General features: G+C 71.1%; 15 protein-coding genes. 11 read left to right on the forward strand and 4 right to left on the reverse strand.

The window, feature by feature from the left end; all coding sequences use genetic code 11:
- Positions 1–54: 54 nt before the first annotated feature.
- Positions 55–777 (reverse strand): M50 family metallopeptidase, encoded by a 723-nt coding sequence (locus IE275_RS06005; RefSeq protein ID WP_189708291.1) that lies wholly within the window; start codon positions 775–777, stop codon positions 55–57.
- Between the two features lie 114 nt (positions 778–891).
- On the opposite strand from IE275_RS06005, the gene IE275_RS06010 reads away from it, so the two are divergent.
- From IE275_RS06010 to IE275_RS06055, 10 genes are all read left to right on the forward strand, one after another.
- The gene (locus tag IE275_RS06010; protein WP_189708293.1) at positions 892–1,707 is read left to right on the forward strand and encodes an SOS response-associated peptidase; all 816 of its coding nucleotides are present in this window, start codon (positions 892–894) and stop codon (positions 1,705–1,707) included.
- A gap of 1 nt (position 1,708) precedes the next feature.
- Positions 1,709–2,347 (forward strand): alpha/beta hydrolase family protein, encoded by a 639-nt coding sequence (locus IE275_RS06015; protein WP_373299176.1) that lies wholly within the window; start codon positions 1,709–1,711, stop codon positions 2,345–2,347.
- A gap of 255 nt (positions 2,348–2,602) precedes the next feature.
- A complete protein-coding gene (sigR, locus tag IE275_RS06020) occupies positions 2,603–3,298 on the forward strand; it encodes an RNA polymerase sigma factor SigR (protein ID WP_189708748.1) in 696 nt (231 codons plus the stop codon).
- A complete protein-coding gene (gene rsrA / locus IE275_RS06025; RefSeq protein ID WP_189708295.1) occupies positions 3,295–3,606 on the forward strand; it encodes a mycothiol system anti-sigma-R factor in 312 nt (103 codons plus the stop codon). Before sigR ends, rsrA begins: the two co-directional genes overlap by 4 nt.
- 202 nt (positions 3,607–3,808) lie before the next feature.
- Positions 3,809–5,116 carry an HD-GYP domain-containing protein gene (locus IE275_RS06030; protein WP_189708308.1) on the forward strand — a complete coding sequence of 436 codons (1,308 nt, stop codon included), beginning with the start codon at positions 3,809–3,811 and terminating at the stop codon, positions 5,114–5,116.
- Positions 5,113–6,447 (forward strand): HD-GYP domain-containing protein, encoded by a 1,335-nt coding sequence (locus IE275_RS06035; protein ID WP_189708310.1) that lies wholly within the window; start codon positions 5,113–5,115, stop codon positions 6,445–6,447. The genes IE275_RS06030 and IE275_RS06035 overlap by 4 nt, the downstream gene beginning before the upstream one ends.
- Before the next feature lie 94 nt (positions 6,448–6,541).
- Positions 6,542–7,522, forward strand: coding sequence for a tetratricopeptide repeat protein (locus IE275_RS06040; protein WP_189708312.1), 981 nt, complete (start codon positions 6,542–6,544; stop codon positions 7,520–7,522).
- Between the two features lie 153 nt (positions 7,523–7,675).
- On the forward strand, positions 7,676–8,326 hold the full coding sequence (gene def / locus IE275_RS06045) for a peptide deformylase (protein ID WP_189708314.1): 651 nt from the start codon (positions 7,676–7,678) through the stop codon (positions 8,324–8,326).
- Between the two features lie 274 nt (positions 8,327–8,600).
- On the forward strand, positions 8,601–9,698 hold the full coding sequence (gene cyc1 / locus IE275_RS06050; protein WP_189708316.1) for an epi-isozizaene synthase: 1,098 nt from the start codon (positions 8,601–8,603) through the stop codon (positions 9,696–9,698).
- Positions 9,695–11,065 (forward strand): bifunctional albaflavenone monooxygenase/terpene synthase, encoded by a 1,371-nt coding sequence (locus IE275_RS06055; RefSeq protein ID WP_189708323.1) that lies wholly within the window; start codon positions 9,695–9,697, stop codon positions 11,063–11,065. Before cyc1 ends, IE275_RS06055 begins: the two co-directional genes overlap by 4 nt.
- A 26-nt stretch (positions 11,066–11,091) precedes the next feature.
- Here the strand turns inward: IE275_RS06055 and IE275_RS06060 are convergent, their stop codons facing one another.
- The gene (locus tag IE275_RS06060) at positions 11,092–12,057 is read right to left on the reverse strand and encodes a helix-turn-helix domain-containing protein (protein ID WP_189708325.1); all 966 of its coding nucleotides are present in this window, start codon (positions 12,055–12,057) and stop codon (positions 11,092–11,094) included.
- A 93-nt stretch (positions 12,058–12,150) separates the two neighbouring features.
- On the opposite strand from IE275_RS06060, the gene IE275_RS06065 reads away from it, so the two are divergent.
- Positions 12,151–12,402, forward strand: coding sequence for a hypothetical protein (locus IE275_RS06065; RefSeq protein WP_189708327.1), 252 nt, complete (start codon positions 12,151–12,153; stop codon positions 12,400–12,402).
- On the opposite strand, the gene IE275_RS06070 is transcribed toward IE275_RS06065, so the two are convergent.
- Positions 12,315–13,328, reverse strand: a complete 1,014-nt coding sequence (locus IE275_RS06070) for a ribonucleotide-diphosphate reductase subunit beta (RefSeq protein WP_189708329.1) — start codon at positions 13,326–13,328, stop codon at positions 12,315–12,317. The two genes, IE275_RS06065 and IE275_RS06070, sit on opposite strands and share 88 nt — an antisense overlap.
- On the reverse strand, positions 13,328–15,685 hold the full coding sequence (locus IE275_RS06075; protein ID WP_189708331.1) for a ribonucleoside-diphosphate reductase subunit alpha: 2,358 nt from the start codon (positions 15,683–15,685) through the stop codon (positions 13,328–13,330). The genes IE275_RS06070 and IE275_RS06075 overlap by 1 nt, the downstream gene beginning before the upstream one ends.
- Positions 15,686–15,754 lie beyond the last annotated feature (69 nt).

Raw genomic sequence — 15,754 nt, forward strand, 5'->3', positions numbered from 1 at the left:
CATTCGGGGTGCGGCGCCGTGGGCCCCGGTCGCGTCCACCGGGACCCGGGGCGCTCACAGCCCGAGCAGCCAGCGCCCCCCGCCCATCAGCGAGCACAGGCTCACCGCGTGGAACAGGAACAGCCACAGCGCCGCCGGGACATGCGTCAGACGCGACAGCTGGTCGGCGTCCGAGTCGCCCGCCCCGCCGCGGGTCCGCTTCACCTGGAGTTCGAACGCCGGCCGCACCCCGCCCAGCAGCAGGAACCAGACGACCACGTACGCGAACGCCGCCTGGACCTGGGGACCGGCCAGCCACGACACCAGCAGGAACGTGCCCCCGGTGAGGACGACGGTCAGCGCCCCGTACGCGTTGCGGATCATCACCAGCATCGCCACCAGCAGCGCCGTGGCCAGCCACAGCAGCAGGGTGATGCGGCCGGCGCCGAGCAGGGCCGCGCCGCCCAGGCCGAGCAGCGGGGGAGCGGTGTAGCCGGCCGCCGCCGTGAGGATCATGCCGAGGCCGTGCGGCTTGCCGCGGCTGACGGTCAGACCGCTGGTGTCGGAGTGCAGCCGGATGCCGGTGAGCCGGCGTCCGGTCAGCAGCGCGACCAGGCCGTGGCCGCCCTCGTGCGCGATGGTGATGGCGTTGCGGGACAGCCGCCACAGGTGGTGCGGGACCACGACGGCGAGTGCGACGACCGCGGTGGCGATCACCACCCACAGGTCGGGGTCGGGCTGGGTGCCGACGAGACGGTCCCACAGGTCGGGCAGCGCTATGGCGGCGGTGCTCTCCATGTTCGGCGGTGGCTCCCTCTCGTGGATCAACGTGGAATCAACGGGGCCGGCGCGGAGCGCCGTGTTTCGGGGGACGGTGGTCGGGTGACGGGTGGGCCTGGCAGTGTGGCACGCATGTGCGGACGGTATGCAGCGAGTCGCAGGCCCGAGGATCTCGCAGGAATCTTTGAAATCGAGAAGTGGGAGCCGGAGGAGACCCTGGCACCCGACTTCAACGTGGCGCCGACCAAGGAGGTCTACGCCGTTCTCGACCGTCCGGTGAAAGACGCCGACGACCGGCGTCCGGTTCGCCAGCTGCGCGCGCTGAAGTGGGGGCTCGTGCCGTCCTGGGCCAAGTCGCCCGAGGGCGGCGCCCGGATGATCAACGCGCGCGCGGAGACCGTCCACGAGAAGCCGTCGTACCGCCGCGCCTTCGCCGCCCGGCGCTGCATCCTGCCCGCCGACGGCTACTACGAGTGGGTCACGGCCAGGGACGAGCGCGAACTGGAGGTCGAGGGGAAGAAGAAGCGGGCCCGCAAGCAGCCGTACTTCGTGCTCCCGGCCGACGGTTCGGTCTTCGCGATGGCCGGGCTGTACGAGTTCTGGCGGGACGGGACCCTGCCCGACGACCACCCGCGGGCCTGGTGGGTCACCTGCTCGGTGATCACCACCGAGGCGGAGACGACCCCGCTCGCCGTGGCCCCCGCCGACGGCCCGCACGCGCTCGCCGACATCCATCCCCGGATGCCGCTGATGCTGACCCCGGACCGCTGGGACGCCTGGCTGGACCCGGCCCGCACCGACCTCGACGAGCTGCGCTCCCTCCTCGATGCGCCGCCGGCCGGCCTGATGCGCGCCTACCCCGTGTCCACGGCCGTCAGCAACGTCCGCAACAACGGCCCGGAGCTGCTGAAGGAGCTGGAGGGGCCGGAGGAGGGCACACTCTTCTGACGTGACCACCGTGACCTCACAGATCGTGTCCACCGACGCGGGCGACGCCCGTGTCACCTGGCATCCCGCCGCCGAGCCGCGGCTCGTCCTCGCCGCCGGCCACGGCGCCGGCGGCGGCATCGAGGCCCGCGACCTCCAGACGCTGGCCCGGGTCCTCCCGGCCCACGGCATCACCGTCGCCCTCGTCGAACAGCCCTGGCGGGTGGCGGGCAAGAAGGTGGCGCCCGCGCCCAGGACGCTGGACGTCGGCTGGCGCGGGATCTGGCCGGCCGTCGCCGGGCCCGGGCTGCCGGTGATCTCGGGCGGACGGTCGGCCGGGGCCAGGGTGGCCTGTCGTACCGCCGGCGAACTCGGCGCGCACGCCGTCCTCGCGCTCGGCTTCCCGCTGCACCCGCCGGGGCGCCCCGAGAAGTCCCGGGCCGCCGAACTGCTCGGCGCCGGGGTGCCCACGCTCGTCGTCCAGGGCGGGAACGACGCCTTCGGCCGGCCCGGCGAGTTCCCCGAGGGCGCCTACGAGTTGACCGAGGTGCCGTACGGCGACCACGGCCTCGCGGTGCCCAAGCGGGCCGCGATCAGCCAGGAGCAGGCGCTGGAGATCGTCTCGTCCGCCGTCGTGAAGTGGGCCGAGTCACTCGGGTAAAGGGCAGGGAATGTTGTGGGGCCCCTCCCTGTTGAGTGGACACAGTGCTGAACACGCAGCACCGACGTCGTGGGAGAGGAAGTCCGCCGCATGGGTTCGACCATCTGCCCGGGCCGCAGCAGCCGCACCGACCTGGACTGGACGGTGCTGCACGCGGCCACGACCGCGCCTATTCGAGGGGCGGCGGGCACGGGCAGTCGTCTATCCTCCGATTCGAGTGGGATCGGTTTCGGTCTCGCCCGCAATCTTGAGGAGGTGGGTCCGGTCACCGGTACCGACGCAGGGACCGACAACGGCCAGGCGGAGCTGCCCGAGGGCCAGGGCACGGACGCGGCGACGGGCACGGAGTCGACCGCGGAGCGCAGTGCGCGCTTCGAGCGGGACGCGCTGGAGTTCCTCGACCAGATGTATTCGGCCGCGCTGCGCATGACGCGCAACCCGGCGGACGCGGAGGACCTGGTGCAGGAGACGTACGCCAAGGCGTACGCGTCCTTCCACCAGTTCCGCGAGGGCACCAACCTCAAGGCCTGGCTGTACCGGATCCTCACCAACACCTTCATCAACTCGTACCGCAAGAAGCAGCGCGAGCCCCAGCGCAGTGCGGCCGAGGAGATCGAGGACTGGCAGCTGGCCCGTGCCGAGTCGCACATGTCGACCGGTCTGCGCTCCGCCGAGTCGCAGGCGCTGGACCACCTGCCCGATTCGGACGTGAAGGAAGCACTTCAGGCGATCCCCGAAGAGTTCCGCATCGCCGTGTATCTCGCGGATGTCGAGGGCTTTGCGTACAAGGAGATCGCCGACATCATGGGGACACCCATCGGTACGGTGATGTCCCGGCTGCACCGGGGCCGCCGTCAACTGCGCGGCATGCTCGAGGACTACGCCCGTGAGCGCGGGCTGGTCCCGGCCGGCGCCGGAGAGTCGAACGAAGCGAAAGGTTCGGGCTCATGAGCTGCGGAGATCCGCACGAGACGGACTGCAGTGAGGTCCTCGACCACCTGTACGAGTACCTCGACAGTGAGATGCCCCCGCTCGACCGGGACAAGTTCCAGCACCACTTCGAGGAGTGCTCGCCCTGCCTGGAGAAGTACGGGCTGGAGGAGGCTGTGAAGAAGCTGGTCAAGCGGTGCTGCGGGCATGACGACGTGCCCACCGACCTGCGCGCCAAGGTTCTCGGCCGGCTCGACCTGATCCGCTCCGGCCAGGCCGTGCCCGAGCACGAGGTGACGGCCGCCCCCGTGACTCCCCAGGAGTCCTGAGGCACCCGCCGCCATCGCCGCTGCCCACCGCCGCACCCGCACAGGTGCCCCAGGCGCGGGCAGCCGTGCGGCCGCGGCGGCCCTGAATCGCCCGCGGGTCACTCGAATGTGCTAATCGGCGGGTGATACGCCCGCCCGACCACCCCCGGCCGTCCTAGGCTCCTGAGCCCGGACAGGCACAGCTGGGGGAGGCGGAGCGGACATGCAGGGAGTTCCGGTACGGGCGCGTGTCCATGTCGCCTGTGCCGCCCTCGGCGCCCTGGTCTGTCTCGCCCCGCTCACCACCGTACGCACGCCCTGGTGGACCGTCGGGCTGCTCGCCGCCCTGTACGCGGGGGGCGAGCAGATCGCCCGGCGCCGGTTCGCGGGCACCTTCTCGACCGTGCTGCTCGCCGGCGCCTTTCTGCTGCCGCCACCCGCCGCCGCGCTCGTCCCCCTCCCCGGGGCCCTGTTCTCGCACGTCGAGCAGGGCCCCGTTCTGCTGCGCCGGATCTGGCGCGCGGCCCAGTCCTCGCTCGCGGTGTGGGCCGCCGCGCGGGCGCACGGAGCGCTGGGCGGGCCGGACGCCATGCTCGGCGCCGCGCTGCCGTACGCGCTGCTGCCGGCCGGCGCGGCCGTCCTCGTCTTCTGCGCGGTGCTCGTCCTGCTGGACGGCGGGATGCTCGCGCTCGCCGAGGGCCTGCCGCTGCGCCGGGTCTGCCGGGGGCTGTTCGTGCGCTCCCTCGCCCCCCTCGCCGTGCACGGGCTCGCCGGGCTGATGACGGCCGTGCTGTGGCGCAGCCCCTACGGACCGGTCTCCGCGCTGCTCGTGCTGTTCCCGGTGGGCGTCTCCTGGTGGGTGTTCGCCCAGTACCACCGGGAGCGGGCCGCGCACCGGGCGACCATCCGGGCGCTGGTGCAGGCCGTCGACATCAAGGACGGGTACACCCGCGGGCACAGTGAGCGGGTCGGCCAGGCCTCGATGATGATCGCGCGCGAACTCGGTATGGACGAGGGGCGGATCGAGGTCCTCCGGTTCGCCGGGATCCTGCACGACGTCGGCAAGCTCGGCGTCCCCACCCGGCTGCTCCGCAAGGACGGGCCGCTGACCCCCGAGGAACGGCGGGTGATCGAGCTGCACCCCGAGTACGGCCACGAGATCACCCGGGGCATCTCCTTCCTCGGCGAGGCCCGCTCGGCGATCCTCCACCACCACGAACGGATCGACGGCAGCGGTTACCCGTATGGACTGGTCGGCCGTCAGATCCCGGAGTCCGCACGGGTGGTGGCCGTCGCGGACGCCTTCGACGCGATGACCTCCAACCGGAGCTACAGCCGGGCAAGGCCGGTGGACACGGCACTGGAGGAACTGCGGCGGTGCGCCGGGACCCACTTCGACCCGCGGATGGTGACGGCCCTGGTACGGGTGATCGACCGCGACGGCTGGCATCCCGTGGTCACCGCCGACGAGCCCTCGCCCGCCCTTCCCCCGCAGCCGTCCGCCCGGCAGCGCCCCGAGGTACGCCGATGACCTCACGCCGTCCCCTCCTCGTCCTGCGCGCCGCCGCCGCGCTCCTCGCCGCCCTCTCCCTCCTCGCCACCCTGCGCACGGGCGTCGAGGCACGGCCGACCGCCCTCGCCTTCGGTGTCCTGGTGGCCGTCGGCGAGCTGATCCGCTGGAGCGGCGGACCCGGGCCGCGCGAGGCCGCGCCGCTCGGCGCCGCCGGGGCCCTGTCGTACGCGCTGGTCGGGGAGCACGCGGGTCAGCCCACGCACCACGGGGTCGCCCAGGTGGTGTCGGTCGTGGCGGCCGCCGCGCTGCTGGGCAGCGTGCCGCACGTGGCCCGGGGGCAGGGACCGGTCCTCGACCACCTGGTCCGGCGGGTCCTGGCCGCCGGCTTCACCGCCGTGTGCTTCCAGCCGCTCTACCACCGCGGCTTCTTCGACGGCTGGAGCGGCCCGGCGTACGCGCTGCTGCTGCTCGCGCTGCTCGTCATGACCGTGCTCTGCGACGCCGTGGTCGCCGCCGCGCTGGCCCACTCCCGCACCGGCTGGCCGTTCGGGCCGCTGCTGCGGGACGAGCTGCGGGCCGTGCCCGGCATCGGGTCGGCGGTGTGCGCGACGGGCGCGGTGATGGCGCTCGCGGTGGCCGTCGTCGGCCTGTGGGCGCTGCCCGTGTTCTCGGTGCCGCTGCTGCTCACCCAGCTGTCCCTGCGCCGGTGCGCCGCCGTGCGCGCGACCTACCGGCAGACCATCGCCTCCCTCGCCCGCGCCACCGAGATCGCCGGGTACACGCCGGCCGGACACGCCCACCGGGTCGCCGCGCTCGGCCAGGCCGTGGGCCGTGACCTGGGGCTTCCGGAGGCCGAGCTGACCGTCCTGGAGTACGCGTCCCTCATGCACGACATCGGCCAGCTCAGCCTCGTCGACCCGGTCCCGGCCGGCGCCACCGCGGACCTGCCCGCGGCCGAGCAGCGGCGGATCGCCCTGCTGGGCGGGGCCGTCGTCCGCCAGACCGGGGCGAGCGCCCAGGTCGCCGCGGTCGTCGAGCGGCAGGCCGACCCCTACCTCGAGCAGCCGGCGGCCGCCCGCATAGTCCGGGTGGTGAACGCCTACGAGGAGAAGGTGCGCGACGCCGGCCCCGGTGGGCCGCTCACCGCCCTGGAGGAGCTGCGGCTGGGCACCGGCGGGGAGTACGCGCCGGAGGTCGTGGAGGCGCTGGCCAGGGTGCTCGGGGATCAAGGGGGCGGCGCGCCGGGGGTGCCCCCGGGCGTTCAGCCCTGGGGGAGTCCCGGGCAGGCCGCCGGCGGGCGTCGGGCGGGACTGTCTGACCCTGCCCAGGGCTGGGTAACCCATGGGTAATGAGCGGCCCTCCAGCCACACGTGGTTGGATGCGAGGGAGAGAGTGTCCGGGGGCACTGGCCAGCCCACACCACGGAACTGGCAGGCGGGAATCGTGAGGATCTTCGGCAAGGGACGGCACCGGCCCTCCGCCTCCTGGCGGCAGGCCACCGACCGCGCGTTCACGCTGATCGGCGACGGACGCTACGAGGACGCGGGGGCGCTGCTGACACGTGCCGCCGACCTGGAACCCTGGCTGTCCGAGTCCTGGTTCAACCTCGCCCTGCTGCACAAGTTCCGGCACGACTGGGAGCAGGCCCGTACCGCCGGGCTGCGGGCCGTGGCCCTGCTCGACCGCGAGACCGGCGCCCCCGACTGGTGGAACGTCGGCATCGCCGCCACCGCGCTCCAGGACTGGCCGCTGGCCCGCCGCGCCTGGCAGGCGTACGGACTGCACGTCCCCGGCAGTGTGACCGGCTCCGGCGAGCCCCTCGGCATGGAGCTGGGCAGCGCCGCCGTCCGGCTGTCGCCCGAGGGGGAGGCCGAGGTGGTGTGGGGGCGGCGGCTGGACCCCGCGCGCATCGAGGTGCTGTCGATCCCGCTGCCGTCGTCCGGGCGGCGCTGGGGCGAGGTCGTGCTGCACGACGGCGTCCCGCACGGGGAGCGGACCACGTCCTCCGGGCACGCGTACCCCGTCTTCGACGAGATCGAGCTGTGGGCGCCGTCGCCGGTCCCCACCTGGGTGGTGCTGCTGGAGGCGGCCGGTGAGGCGGACCGGGACGCCCTGGAGCAGCTGGCCGCCGACGCGGGGTTCGCCGCGGAGGACTGGTCGTCGTCCGTGCGGCTGCTGTGCCGGATGTGCTCGGAGTCGCGGATGCCGTCGGACGAGGGCGACGGGGAGCATCTCGATCCCCACGACCACAGCGAGCCGGGGCACCCCGGACCGCTCGGGCATCGCACCGACGGGCAGCTGTGGGTGCCGGAGCGGGAGTGCGGGGTGGCCGCGCCGGCATCGCTGGTCAGAGGCCTGCTGGACGGCTGGGTCGCCGACAGCCCGGATTCCCGTGACTGGCGCGATCTGGAAGAGGTCTGCTGAGGCAGTCCGTCGTCCGCGGGCCTGTCGTGGCCGGTCGCGCCCCGCGGCGCAGCCGCACGGGAGACACAGCCCCGCGCCCCGTGAGGGCGCGTCCCCGTACCCTGTATCGAGCATTACACCCCCCTTGTTTTTCTAGGAAGGCATACGTCGGTCATGGCGCAGCAGGACACCGATCAGCAGCACGCGGGCGTGCTCCCCGTGGACGACGAGGGCTTCGTCATCGACACCGAGCAGGCGGAGGAGCGGGAGCTGGCGTACCGCGAGCGCGGCACCTCGCGGCCGATCACCGTCGTCGGGAACCCGGTGCTGCACAAGGAGTGCAAGGACGTCACCGAGTTCGGCGACGAGCTGCTGAAGCTGGTGGACGACATGTTCGCCAGCCAGCACACCGCCGAGGGCGTGGGCCTGGCCGCCAACCAGATCGGTGTCGACCTGAAGGTCTTCGTCTACGACTGCCCCGACGACGAGGGCGTGCGGCACACCGGTGTCGTCTGCAACCCCAAGCTGGTCGAACTGCCCGCCGAGCGGCGCCGGCTGGACGACAGCAACGAGGGCTGCCTCTCGGTGCCCACCGCCTACGCGCCGCTGGCCCGACCGGACTACGCCGAGGTGACCGGTCAGGACGAGAAGGGCAACCCGATCAAGGTGCGTGGCACCGGGTACTTCGCTCGGTGTTTGCAGCACGAGACCGATCACCTGTACGGATACCTCTACATCGACCGGCTGTCCAAGCGCGAACGCAAGGACGCGCTGCGCCAGATGGCCGAGAACGAGCCCCGCTACGCCGTGGTCGCCAACGACTGAGCGCATACGCGGAGATCACGACGCCTGGCCGGGAACACTCCCGGTCAGGCGTCGTTCGTATGTCCGTCGCATGTTCGATCGCTTACGCACATCCGCTGATCCATAACCAGTCACACAGGGGTGGATTCTCAGCATGTTGGTGTAGTGAATGCAGCAAATCCGTTCCCAGAACGGTCAGTTGTAGTGCTGAATGGGAAGGGCGGGGATACGCAACGGTGCGCGCCCGGCACGGCGGGAGGGGCGTGTGCCCACTGGCGGCTGAGAGGGGTTGTTCGTGCCAGCTTTCCCATACAGCACCACATACAGCACCACGGCGACGGCGGCCGCGCCCGCGGTCCCGCCCTCGCTCTCTCTTCCGGTCATCGAGGCGGTGTTTCCCCGGCGGCTGCATCCGTATTGGCCGCAGTTGCAGGAGAAGACCCGCTCCTGGCTGCTGGAAAAAAGGTTGATGCCGCCGGACAAGGTCGCAGAATATGCCGACGGCCTGTGCTACACGGACCTGATGGCGGGCTACTACCTCGGCGCACCCGACGAGGTGCTCCAGGCCATAGCCGACTACAGCGCATGGTTCTTCGTCTGGGACGACCGGCACGACCGGGACGTCGTCCACGGCCGGGTCAAGGCCTGGCGGCAGCTTAGGTTCCGGTTGCACGCGGCGCTGGACGCCCCGGCGGAGCACCTCCACCACCGGGATCCGCTGGTGGCCGGGCTCGCGGACAGCGCGGGCCGGCTGTTCTCGTTCCTTCCCGGCACCTGGGGCGCGCGCTTCACCCGGCACTTCCACGCCGTGATCGAGGCGTACGACCGGGAATTCCGCAATCGCCTGGAAGGGCGCGTCCCCGGGGTCGACGAATATCTTGCACTGCGGCGGCTCACCTTTGCGCACTGGATCTGGACGGACCTGCTCGAACCGAGCGCGGGATGTGAACTCCCGGATCCGGTGCGGAAACATCCGGCCTATCGGCGCGCGGCCGTACTGAGTCAGGAATTCGCCGCCTGGTACAACGATCTCTGCTCGCTCCCCAAAGAAATAGCGGGCGATGAGGTGCACAATCTCGGAATCAGTCTCATCACCCATGAGGGACTGACTCTGGAAGAAGCAGTTGAAGAACTCCGACGGCGCGTCGAGGAATGCATATCAGAATTCCTCGTCGTCGAGCAGGACGTCTTACGGCTCGCCGACCGCCTCGATGACGGGACGGTCCACGGAAAGGAACTCGGCGCCGCCGTACGGACCTGCCTCGCCAATATGCGGAACTGGTTCAGTTCCGTCTACTGGTTCCACCACGAGTCCGGCCGATACATGGTCGACAGCTGGGACGACCGGTCCACGCCCCCGTACGTCAACAACGAAGCGGCAGGTGAGAAATGACCGTCGAGTCGGTGAAACCCGTCACGTCCGAACCACCCGAGCTGCGTGAGCCACCCCTGGCCGGTGGCGGCGTCCCGCTGCTGGGCCACGGCTGGAGGCTGGCCCGTGACCCGCTGGCCTTCCTGGCCCGGCTGCGCGACCACGGCGACATCGTCCGCCTCAGGCTCGGCCCCAAGACGGTGTACGCCGTCACCGCGCCCGACCTCACCGGGGCGCTCGCCCTCAGCCCGGACTACATCATCTCCGGCCCCCTCTGGGAGTCCCTGGAGGACCTGCTCGGCAAGGAGGGCGTGGCCACCGCCAACGGCCCGCTCCACCGCAGGCAGCGACGCACCATCCAGCCCGCGTTCCGGCTCGACCACATCGCGTCCTACGGCCCGATCATGGAGGAGGAGGTGTACGCGCTCGTCGACCGCTGGAAGGCCGGCGAGACCCTCGACATCACGGCGGAGTCCTTCCGGGTCGCCGTGCGCATCTCCGCCCGCTGTCTCATGCGCGGCAGCTACATGGACGAGCGGGCCGAGCACATCACCTCCGCGCTCGCCACCCTGTTCGCCGGTATGTACCAACGCATGGTCGTGCCCCTCGGACCCCTTTATCGGGTACCGATTCCGGCCAACCGCGAATTCAACCGGGCGCTGGCCGATCTGCATCGCCTGGTGGACGAGATCGTCGCCGACCGCCGGGCATCCAGTCAAAAGCCGGACGATTTGCTGACGGCTTTGCTGGAGGCGAAGGACGAGAATGGGGACCCGATCGGGGAGCAGGAGATCCACGACCAGGTCATCGCGATACTCACCCCCGGCAGCGAAACCGTCGGATCCCTGGTCATGTCGCTGCTCCTCGTCCTCGCGGAGCACCCGGATCAGGTGGACAAGATCCGCGCCGAGGTGAAAAGCGTGGTCGGTGACCGGACCGTCGCATTCGGCGACGTCCGAAAGCTCACGCACACCGCGAATGTCGTCGTCGAGACCATGCGTCTGCACCCCGCCGTATGGATATTGACGCGGCGGGCGGTGACCGACACGAACCTCGGCGGATACCGCATTCCCGCCGGTGCGGACATCGTGTACAGCCCGTACGCGATCCAGCGCGATCCGCGGTCCTACCGGCGCCACGGCGAGTTCGATCCCGACCGCTGGCTCCCGGAACGGGCCAAGGAGGTGCCGAAGTACGCGATGGCCCCGTTCAGCGTCGGCAACCGGAAGTGCCCGAGCGACCACTTCTCGATGGCCGAGCTGACGCTGATCACCGCGGTCGTCGCGACCGCGTTCCGCTTCGAGCCGGCGGAGGGCTCCGACCCCAGGACCCGTATCGGTATCACCCTGCGGCCGCGCCGGCTGAGGCTGCGGGCGATACCCGGGTGAGCGCGGGGTGAGACACGACGTGCGGGTCAGGCGGCCTGCGGACCCCGGAACGCGCGCCGGTAGGCGTTCGGGGTCGTCCCCAGGGCCCGCACGAACTGATGGCGCAGGGCGCCCGCCGTGCCGAAGCCGGTGCGCCAGGCGATCGCGTCCATCGTCTCGTCCGTCGCCTCCAGCAGCTGCTGTGCCAGCAGGACGCGCTGGCGCAGGAGCCACCGGTAGGGGGTGGTGCCCGTCTCCTGCTGGAAACGGCGGGCGAAGGTCCGCGGGGCCATGTGGGCGCGGGCGGCGAGCTGCTCGACCGTGACCTCCTGGTCGAGGTGCTCGTCCATCCACGCCAGCAGCGGGCCGATCGTGTCGCACGACGACGCGGGCAGCGGGCGGGCGATGTACTGCGCCTGGCCGCCGTCCCGGTGCGGCGGTACGACCATCCGCCGGGCGATGCCGTTGGCCACCTCGGGCCCCTGCTCCTTGCGCACGATGTGCAGACAGGCATCGATCCCCGCGGCCGTGCCGGCGGAGGTGATGACCGGGTCCTCGTCGACGTAGAGGACGTCCGGTTCGACGGCGGTCCGGGGGTACCGGCGGGCCAGCAGGTCCGCGTGCCGCCAGTGCGCCGCGCAGCGCCGCCCGTCGAGCAGCCCCGCGGCGCCCAGTACGAAGACGCCCGAGCAGACGCTGAGCACCCGGGCGCCCCGGTCCACCGCCCGGCGCAGGGCGTCGAGCAGCGCGGGCGGATAGTCCCGCTCGACGTTCGCGTCCGAGGCCGGTACGGCGATCAGATCGGCCTCCTCCAGCCGGTCCAGGCCGTACGGCGTGGACACGGTGAGCCCGCCGACATGGGTGCCCAGGACCGGGCCCTCCGCCGAGACCACCGCGAAGTCGTACGCCGGCAGCCCCTCGTCGCTGCGGTCGAGGCCGAACACCTCGCAGACGACGCCGAGTTCGAAGGGATGTACGCCGTCGAGGAGGACGGCCGCCACGTTCTTCAGCATGCTTCCAGTGTGCACCCGAGGTGGCAGTAATTTGAAGGTGTACGGCAGTCCTGCCACTCACGGTCAGGAGTGTTCGGCGGGACAGTGGTGTCCATGAACACGAACCAGATCGAAGGCCTCGTCGGAATGCTCATGGTCCTCGGAATCCTCGTCCTCCTGGTCCTCCCCTCCGCGCTCGGCGTGGTGCGCGACCGGCGCGCCGACCGGCAGATCAGGGAGGCCCAGGAGACCCGGGAGACCCCGAGGGACAGGAAGGGTCAGAAGTCCTCGTCCAGGTCGACCGTGCCCTCCACGGCGACCTGGTACGCCGACGGACGGCGCTCGAAGAAGTTGGTCAGCTCCTGAACGCCCTGGAGCTCCATGAAGGAGAACGGGTTCTCCGAGCCGTACACCGGAGCGAAGCCGAGCCGTGCCAGACGCTGGTCGGCGACGCACTCCAGGTACTGCCGCATGGAGTCGGTGTTCATCCCCGGGAGGCCGTCCCCGCACAGGTCACGGGCGAACTGCAGCTCGGCCTCGACGGCCTCCCGCAGCATGTCCGTCACCTCCTGCTGGAGCTGGTCGTCGAAGAGGTCCGGCTCCTCCTTGCGGACGGTGTCGACCACCTCGAACGCGAAGCTCATGTGCATGGTCTCGTCACGGAACACCCAGTTGGTGCCGGTGGCGAGACCGTGCAGCAGACCCCGGCTGCGGAACCAGTAGACGTACGCGAAGGCACCGTAGAAGAACAGGCCCTCGATGCACGCGGCGAAGCAGATCAGGTTGAGCAGGAAGCGACGGCGGTCGGCCCTCGACTCCAGACGGTCCAGCTTCTCGACCTCGTTGATCCACTTGAAGCAGAACTCGGCCTTCTCGCGGATGGAGGGAATGTTCTCCACGGCCGCGAACGCGGCGTTGCGGTCCTCCGGGTCGGGCAGATAGGTGTCCAGCAGCGTCAGATAGAACTGGACGTGCACGGCCTCCTCGAACAGCTGACGCGACAGATACAGCCGCGCCTCCGGCGAGTTGATGTGCTTGTACAGCGTCAGCACCAGGTTGTTCGCGACGATCGAGTCGCCCGTCGCGAAGAACGCCACCAGCCGGCCGATCAGATGCTGTTCCATCGGCGTCAGCTTCGCGAGGTCGGAGACGTCCGAGTGGAGGTCGACCTCCTCCACGGTCCAGGTGTTCTTGATCGCGTCCCGGTAGCGCTCGTAGAAGTCCGGGTAGCGCATGGGCCGGAGGGTCAGCTCGAAGCCCGGGTCGAGAAGGTTCTTGGCTTCGGGGGTCATCACTGGCAGGCCTCGCAGGACTCGGGGTTCTCAAGGGAGCAGGCGACCGCGTCTTCCGGGGCCGGCTGCTGGACGGGAATCGCGGCCTGGGCCGCACGGGCGATCCGGGTCGCCGGGCGCGAGCGCAGGTAGTACGTCGTCTTCAGACCCGACTTCCAGGCGTACGCGTACATCGAGGAGAGCTTGCCGATGGTCGGCGTCTCCAGGAACAGGTTCAGGGACTGCGCCTGGTCCAGGTACGGCGTGCGGGCGGCGGCCATGTCGATCAGGCCGCGCTGCGGGATCTCCCACGCCGTGCGGTACAGGGCGCGCACCTCGTCCGGGATCCAGGCGAAGTCCTGCACCGAGCCGCCCGAATCGCGCAGCGCCTCACGGGTGCGCGCGTCCCAGACGCCCAGCTCCTTGAGGTCCTGCACCAGGTAGGAGTTGACCTGGAGGAACTCGCCGGACAGCGTCTCGCGCTTGAACAGGTTGGACACCTGCGGCTCGATGCACTCGTACACACCGGCGATGGAGGCGATGGTGGCCGTCGGCGCGATGGCGAGGAGCAGCGAGTTGCGCATCCCGGTGGCCGCGATCCGCTCGCGCAGCGCCGCCCAGCGCTCCGGCCAGGTGAACTCGACACCGTAGTGGTCGGGGTGCAGGACACCGCGGGCGGTACGGGTCTTCTCCCAGGCCGGCAGCGGGCCGCTGCGCTCGGCGAGGTCGGCGGAGGCCTCGTACGCGGCGAGCATGATCCGCTCGGCGATCCGCGTCGACAGGGCCCGGGCCTGCGGGGAGTCGAAGGGCAGCCGCAGCTTGAAGAAGACGTCCTGGAGACCCATCGCGCCCAGGCCCACCGGACGCCAGCGGGCGTTGGAGCGGCCCGCCTGCTCGGTCGGGTAGAAGTTGATGTCGACGACCCGGTCGAGGAAGGTGACGGCGGTGCGGACGGCGTCGTCCAGCCGCTCCCAGTCGATGTCACCGGACCTCGTGTCGACGAACGCGCCGAGGTTGACCGACCCCAGGTTGCAGACCGCCGTCTCGCCGTCGTCCGTGACCTCCAGGATCTCCGTGCAGAGGTTCGAGGAGTGGATCACCTGGCCCGGCTCGGCCGTCTGGTTGGCGGTGCGGTTGGCCGCGTCCTTGAAGGTCATCCAGCCGTTGCCGGTCTGCGCGAGGGTGCGCATCATCCGGCCGTACAGGTCACGGGCCGGGATGGTCTTGCGCGCGAGCCCCTTCGCCTCGGCCGCGCGGTAGGCGGCGTCGAACTCCTCGCCCCACAGGTCGACCAGCTCGGGCACGTCCGACGGGGAGAACAGCGACCACTGCCCGTCGGCGTTCACCCGGCGCATGAACTCGTCCGGCACCCAGTGCGCGAGGTTCAGGTTGTGCGTACGGCGGGCGTCCTCGCCGGTGTTGTCGCGCAGCTCCAGGAACTCCTCGATGTCGGAGTGCCAGGTCTCCAGGTAGACCGCGGCCGCGCCCTTGCGCCGGCCGCCCTGGTTCACGGCGGCGACCGAGGCGTCCAGGGTCTTCAGGAACGGCACGATGCCGTTGGAGTGGCCGTTGGTGCCGCGGATCAGCGAACCGCGGCTGCGGATCCGGGAGTACGACAGGCCGATGCCGCCGGCGTGCTTCGAGAGCCGGGCCACCTGGTGGTAGCGGTCGTAGATCGAGTCCAGCTCGTCCAGCGGGGAGTCGAGCAGGTAGCACGACGACATCTGCGGGTGCCGGGTGCCGGAGTTGAAGAGGGTGGGGGAGGACGGCAGGTAGTCGAGCCGGCTCATGAGCCCGTAGAGCGCGGCGACTTCGTCGACGGAGCGGGGCGTGTCGTCCTCGGCGAGACCGGCGGCGACCCGCAGCAGGAAGTGCTGGGGCGTCTCGACGACCTGGCGGGTGTGGGGGTGGCGCAGCAGATAGCGGCTGTGCAGGGTGCGCAGCCCGAAGTAGCCGAAGCGGTCGTCGGCGCCGGTGTCGACCAGCGCGTCGAGGCGGGCCGCGTGCAGCCGGACGAACTCGGCGGTGCGGTCGGCGACGAGGCCCTCGCGGTGGCCGACGGCGACCGACTCGGTGAACGACGTCACCCCCTGGGAGGCCGCCTCCGCGGCGATGCTGACGGTCAGCAGCCGGGCGGCCAGCTTCGAGTAGGCGGGGTCCTCGGAGATCAGGCCGGCGGCCGCCTCCGTGGCCAGCTCGCGCAGCTCCGTCTCGTCCGCCCGCGCGGACCGGCCGCGCAGCGCGGCGGCGGCGACCCGGCCGGGGTCGGCGTCGGGGAGGTCGGCGGTCAGCTCGGTCAGGGTCCGCAGCAGTGCGGTACCAGGACCGTCGGTGTCCAGCTGGATGGCTGAAGCCGGGTCGGCTGGCGCGATGGTCACGTGGGGCTCTCCCTCGCTCGGCAGTGGGCCTGGCGGAGGGCAGGAGGCAGCACGCGAGCGCGCACGGCG

Source organism: Streptomyces phaeofaciens, from assembly GCF_014648915.1.
In the GTDB taxonomy this organism is placed as follows: Bacteria; Actinomycetota; Actinomycetes; order Streptomycetales; family Streptomycetaceae; genus Streptomyces; species Streptomyces phaeofaciens.

Excerpts from the sequence above, each read along its gene's own strand:
- IE275_RS06010 (WP_189708293.1), top strand. The coding sequence starts at position 892 with ATGTGCGGACGGTATGCAGCGAGTCGCAGGCCCGAGGATCTCGCAGGA.
- IE275_RS06060 (WP_189708325.1), bottom strand. The coding sequence starts at position 12,057 with ATGCTGAAGAACGTGGCGGCCGTCCTCCTCGACGGCGTACATCCCTTC.
- IE275_RS06055 (WP_189708323.1), top strand. The coding sequence starts at position 9,695 with ATGACCGTCGAGTCGGTGAAACCCGTCACGTCCGAACCACCCGAGCTG.
- IE275_RS06070 (WP_189708329.1), bottom strand. The coding sequence starts at position 13,328 with ATGACCCCCGAAGCCAAGAACCTTCTCGACCCGGGCTTCGAGCTGACC.
- def (WP_189708314.1), top strand. The coding sequence starts at position 7,676 with ATGGCGCAGCAGGACACCGATCAGCAGCACGCGGGCGTGCTCCCCGTG.
- IE275_RS06030 (WP_189708308.1), top strand. The coding sequence starts at position 3,809 with ATGCAGGGAGTTCCGGTACGGGCGCGTGTCCATGTCGCCTGTGCCGCC.
- IE275_RS06065 (WP_189708327.1), top strand. The coding sequence starts at position 12,151 with ATGAACACGAACCAGATCGAAGGCCTCGTCGGAATGCTCATGGTCCTC.
- IE275_RS06005 (WP_189708291.1), bottom strand. The coding sequence starts at position 777 with ATGGAGAGCACCGCCGCCATAGCGCTGCCCGACCTGTGGGACCGTCTC.
- rsrA (WP_189708295.1), top strand. The coding sequence starts at position 3,295 with ATGAGCTGCGGAGATCCGCACGAGACGGACTGCAGTGAGGTCCTCGAC.
- IE275_RS06035 (WP_189708310.1), top strand. The coding sequence starts at position 5,113 with ATGACCTCACGCCGTCCCCTCCTCGTCCTGCGCGCCGCCGCCGCGCTC.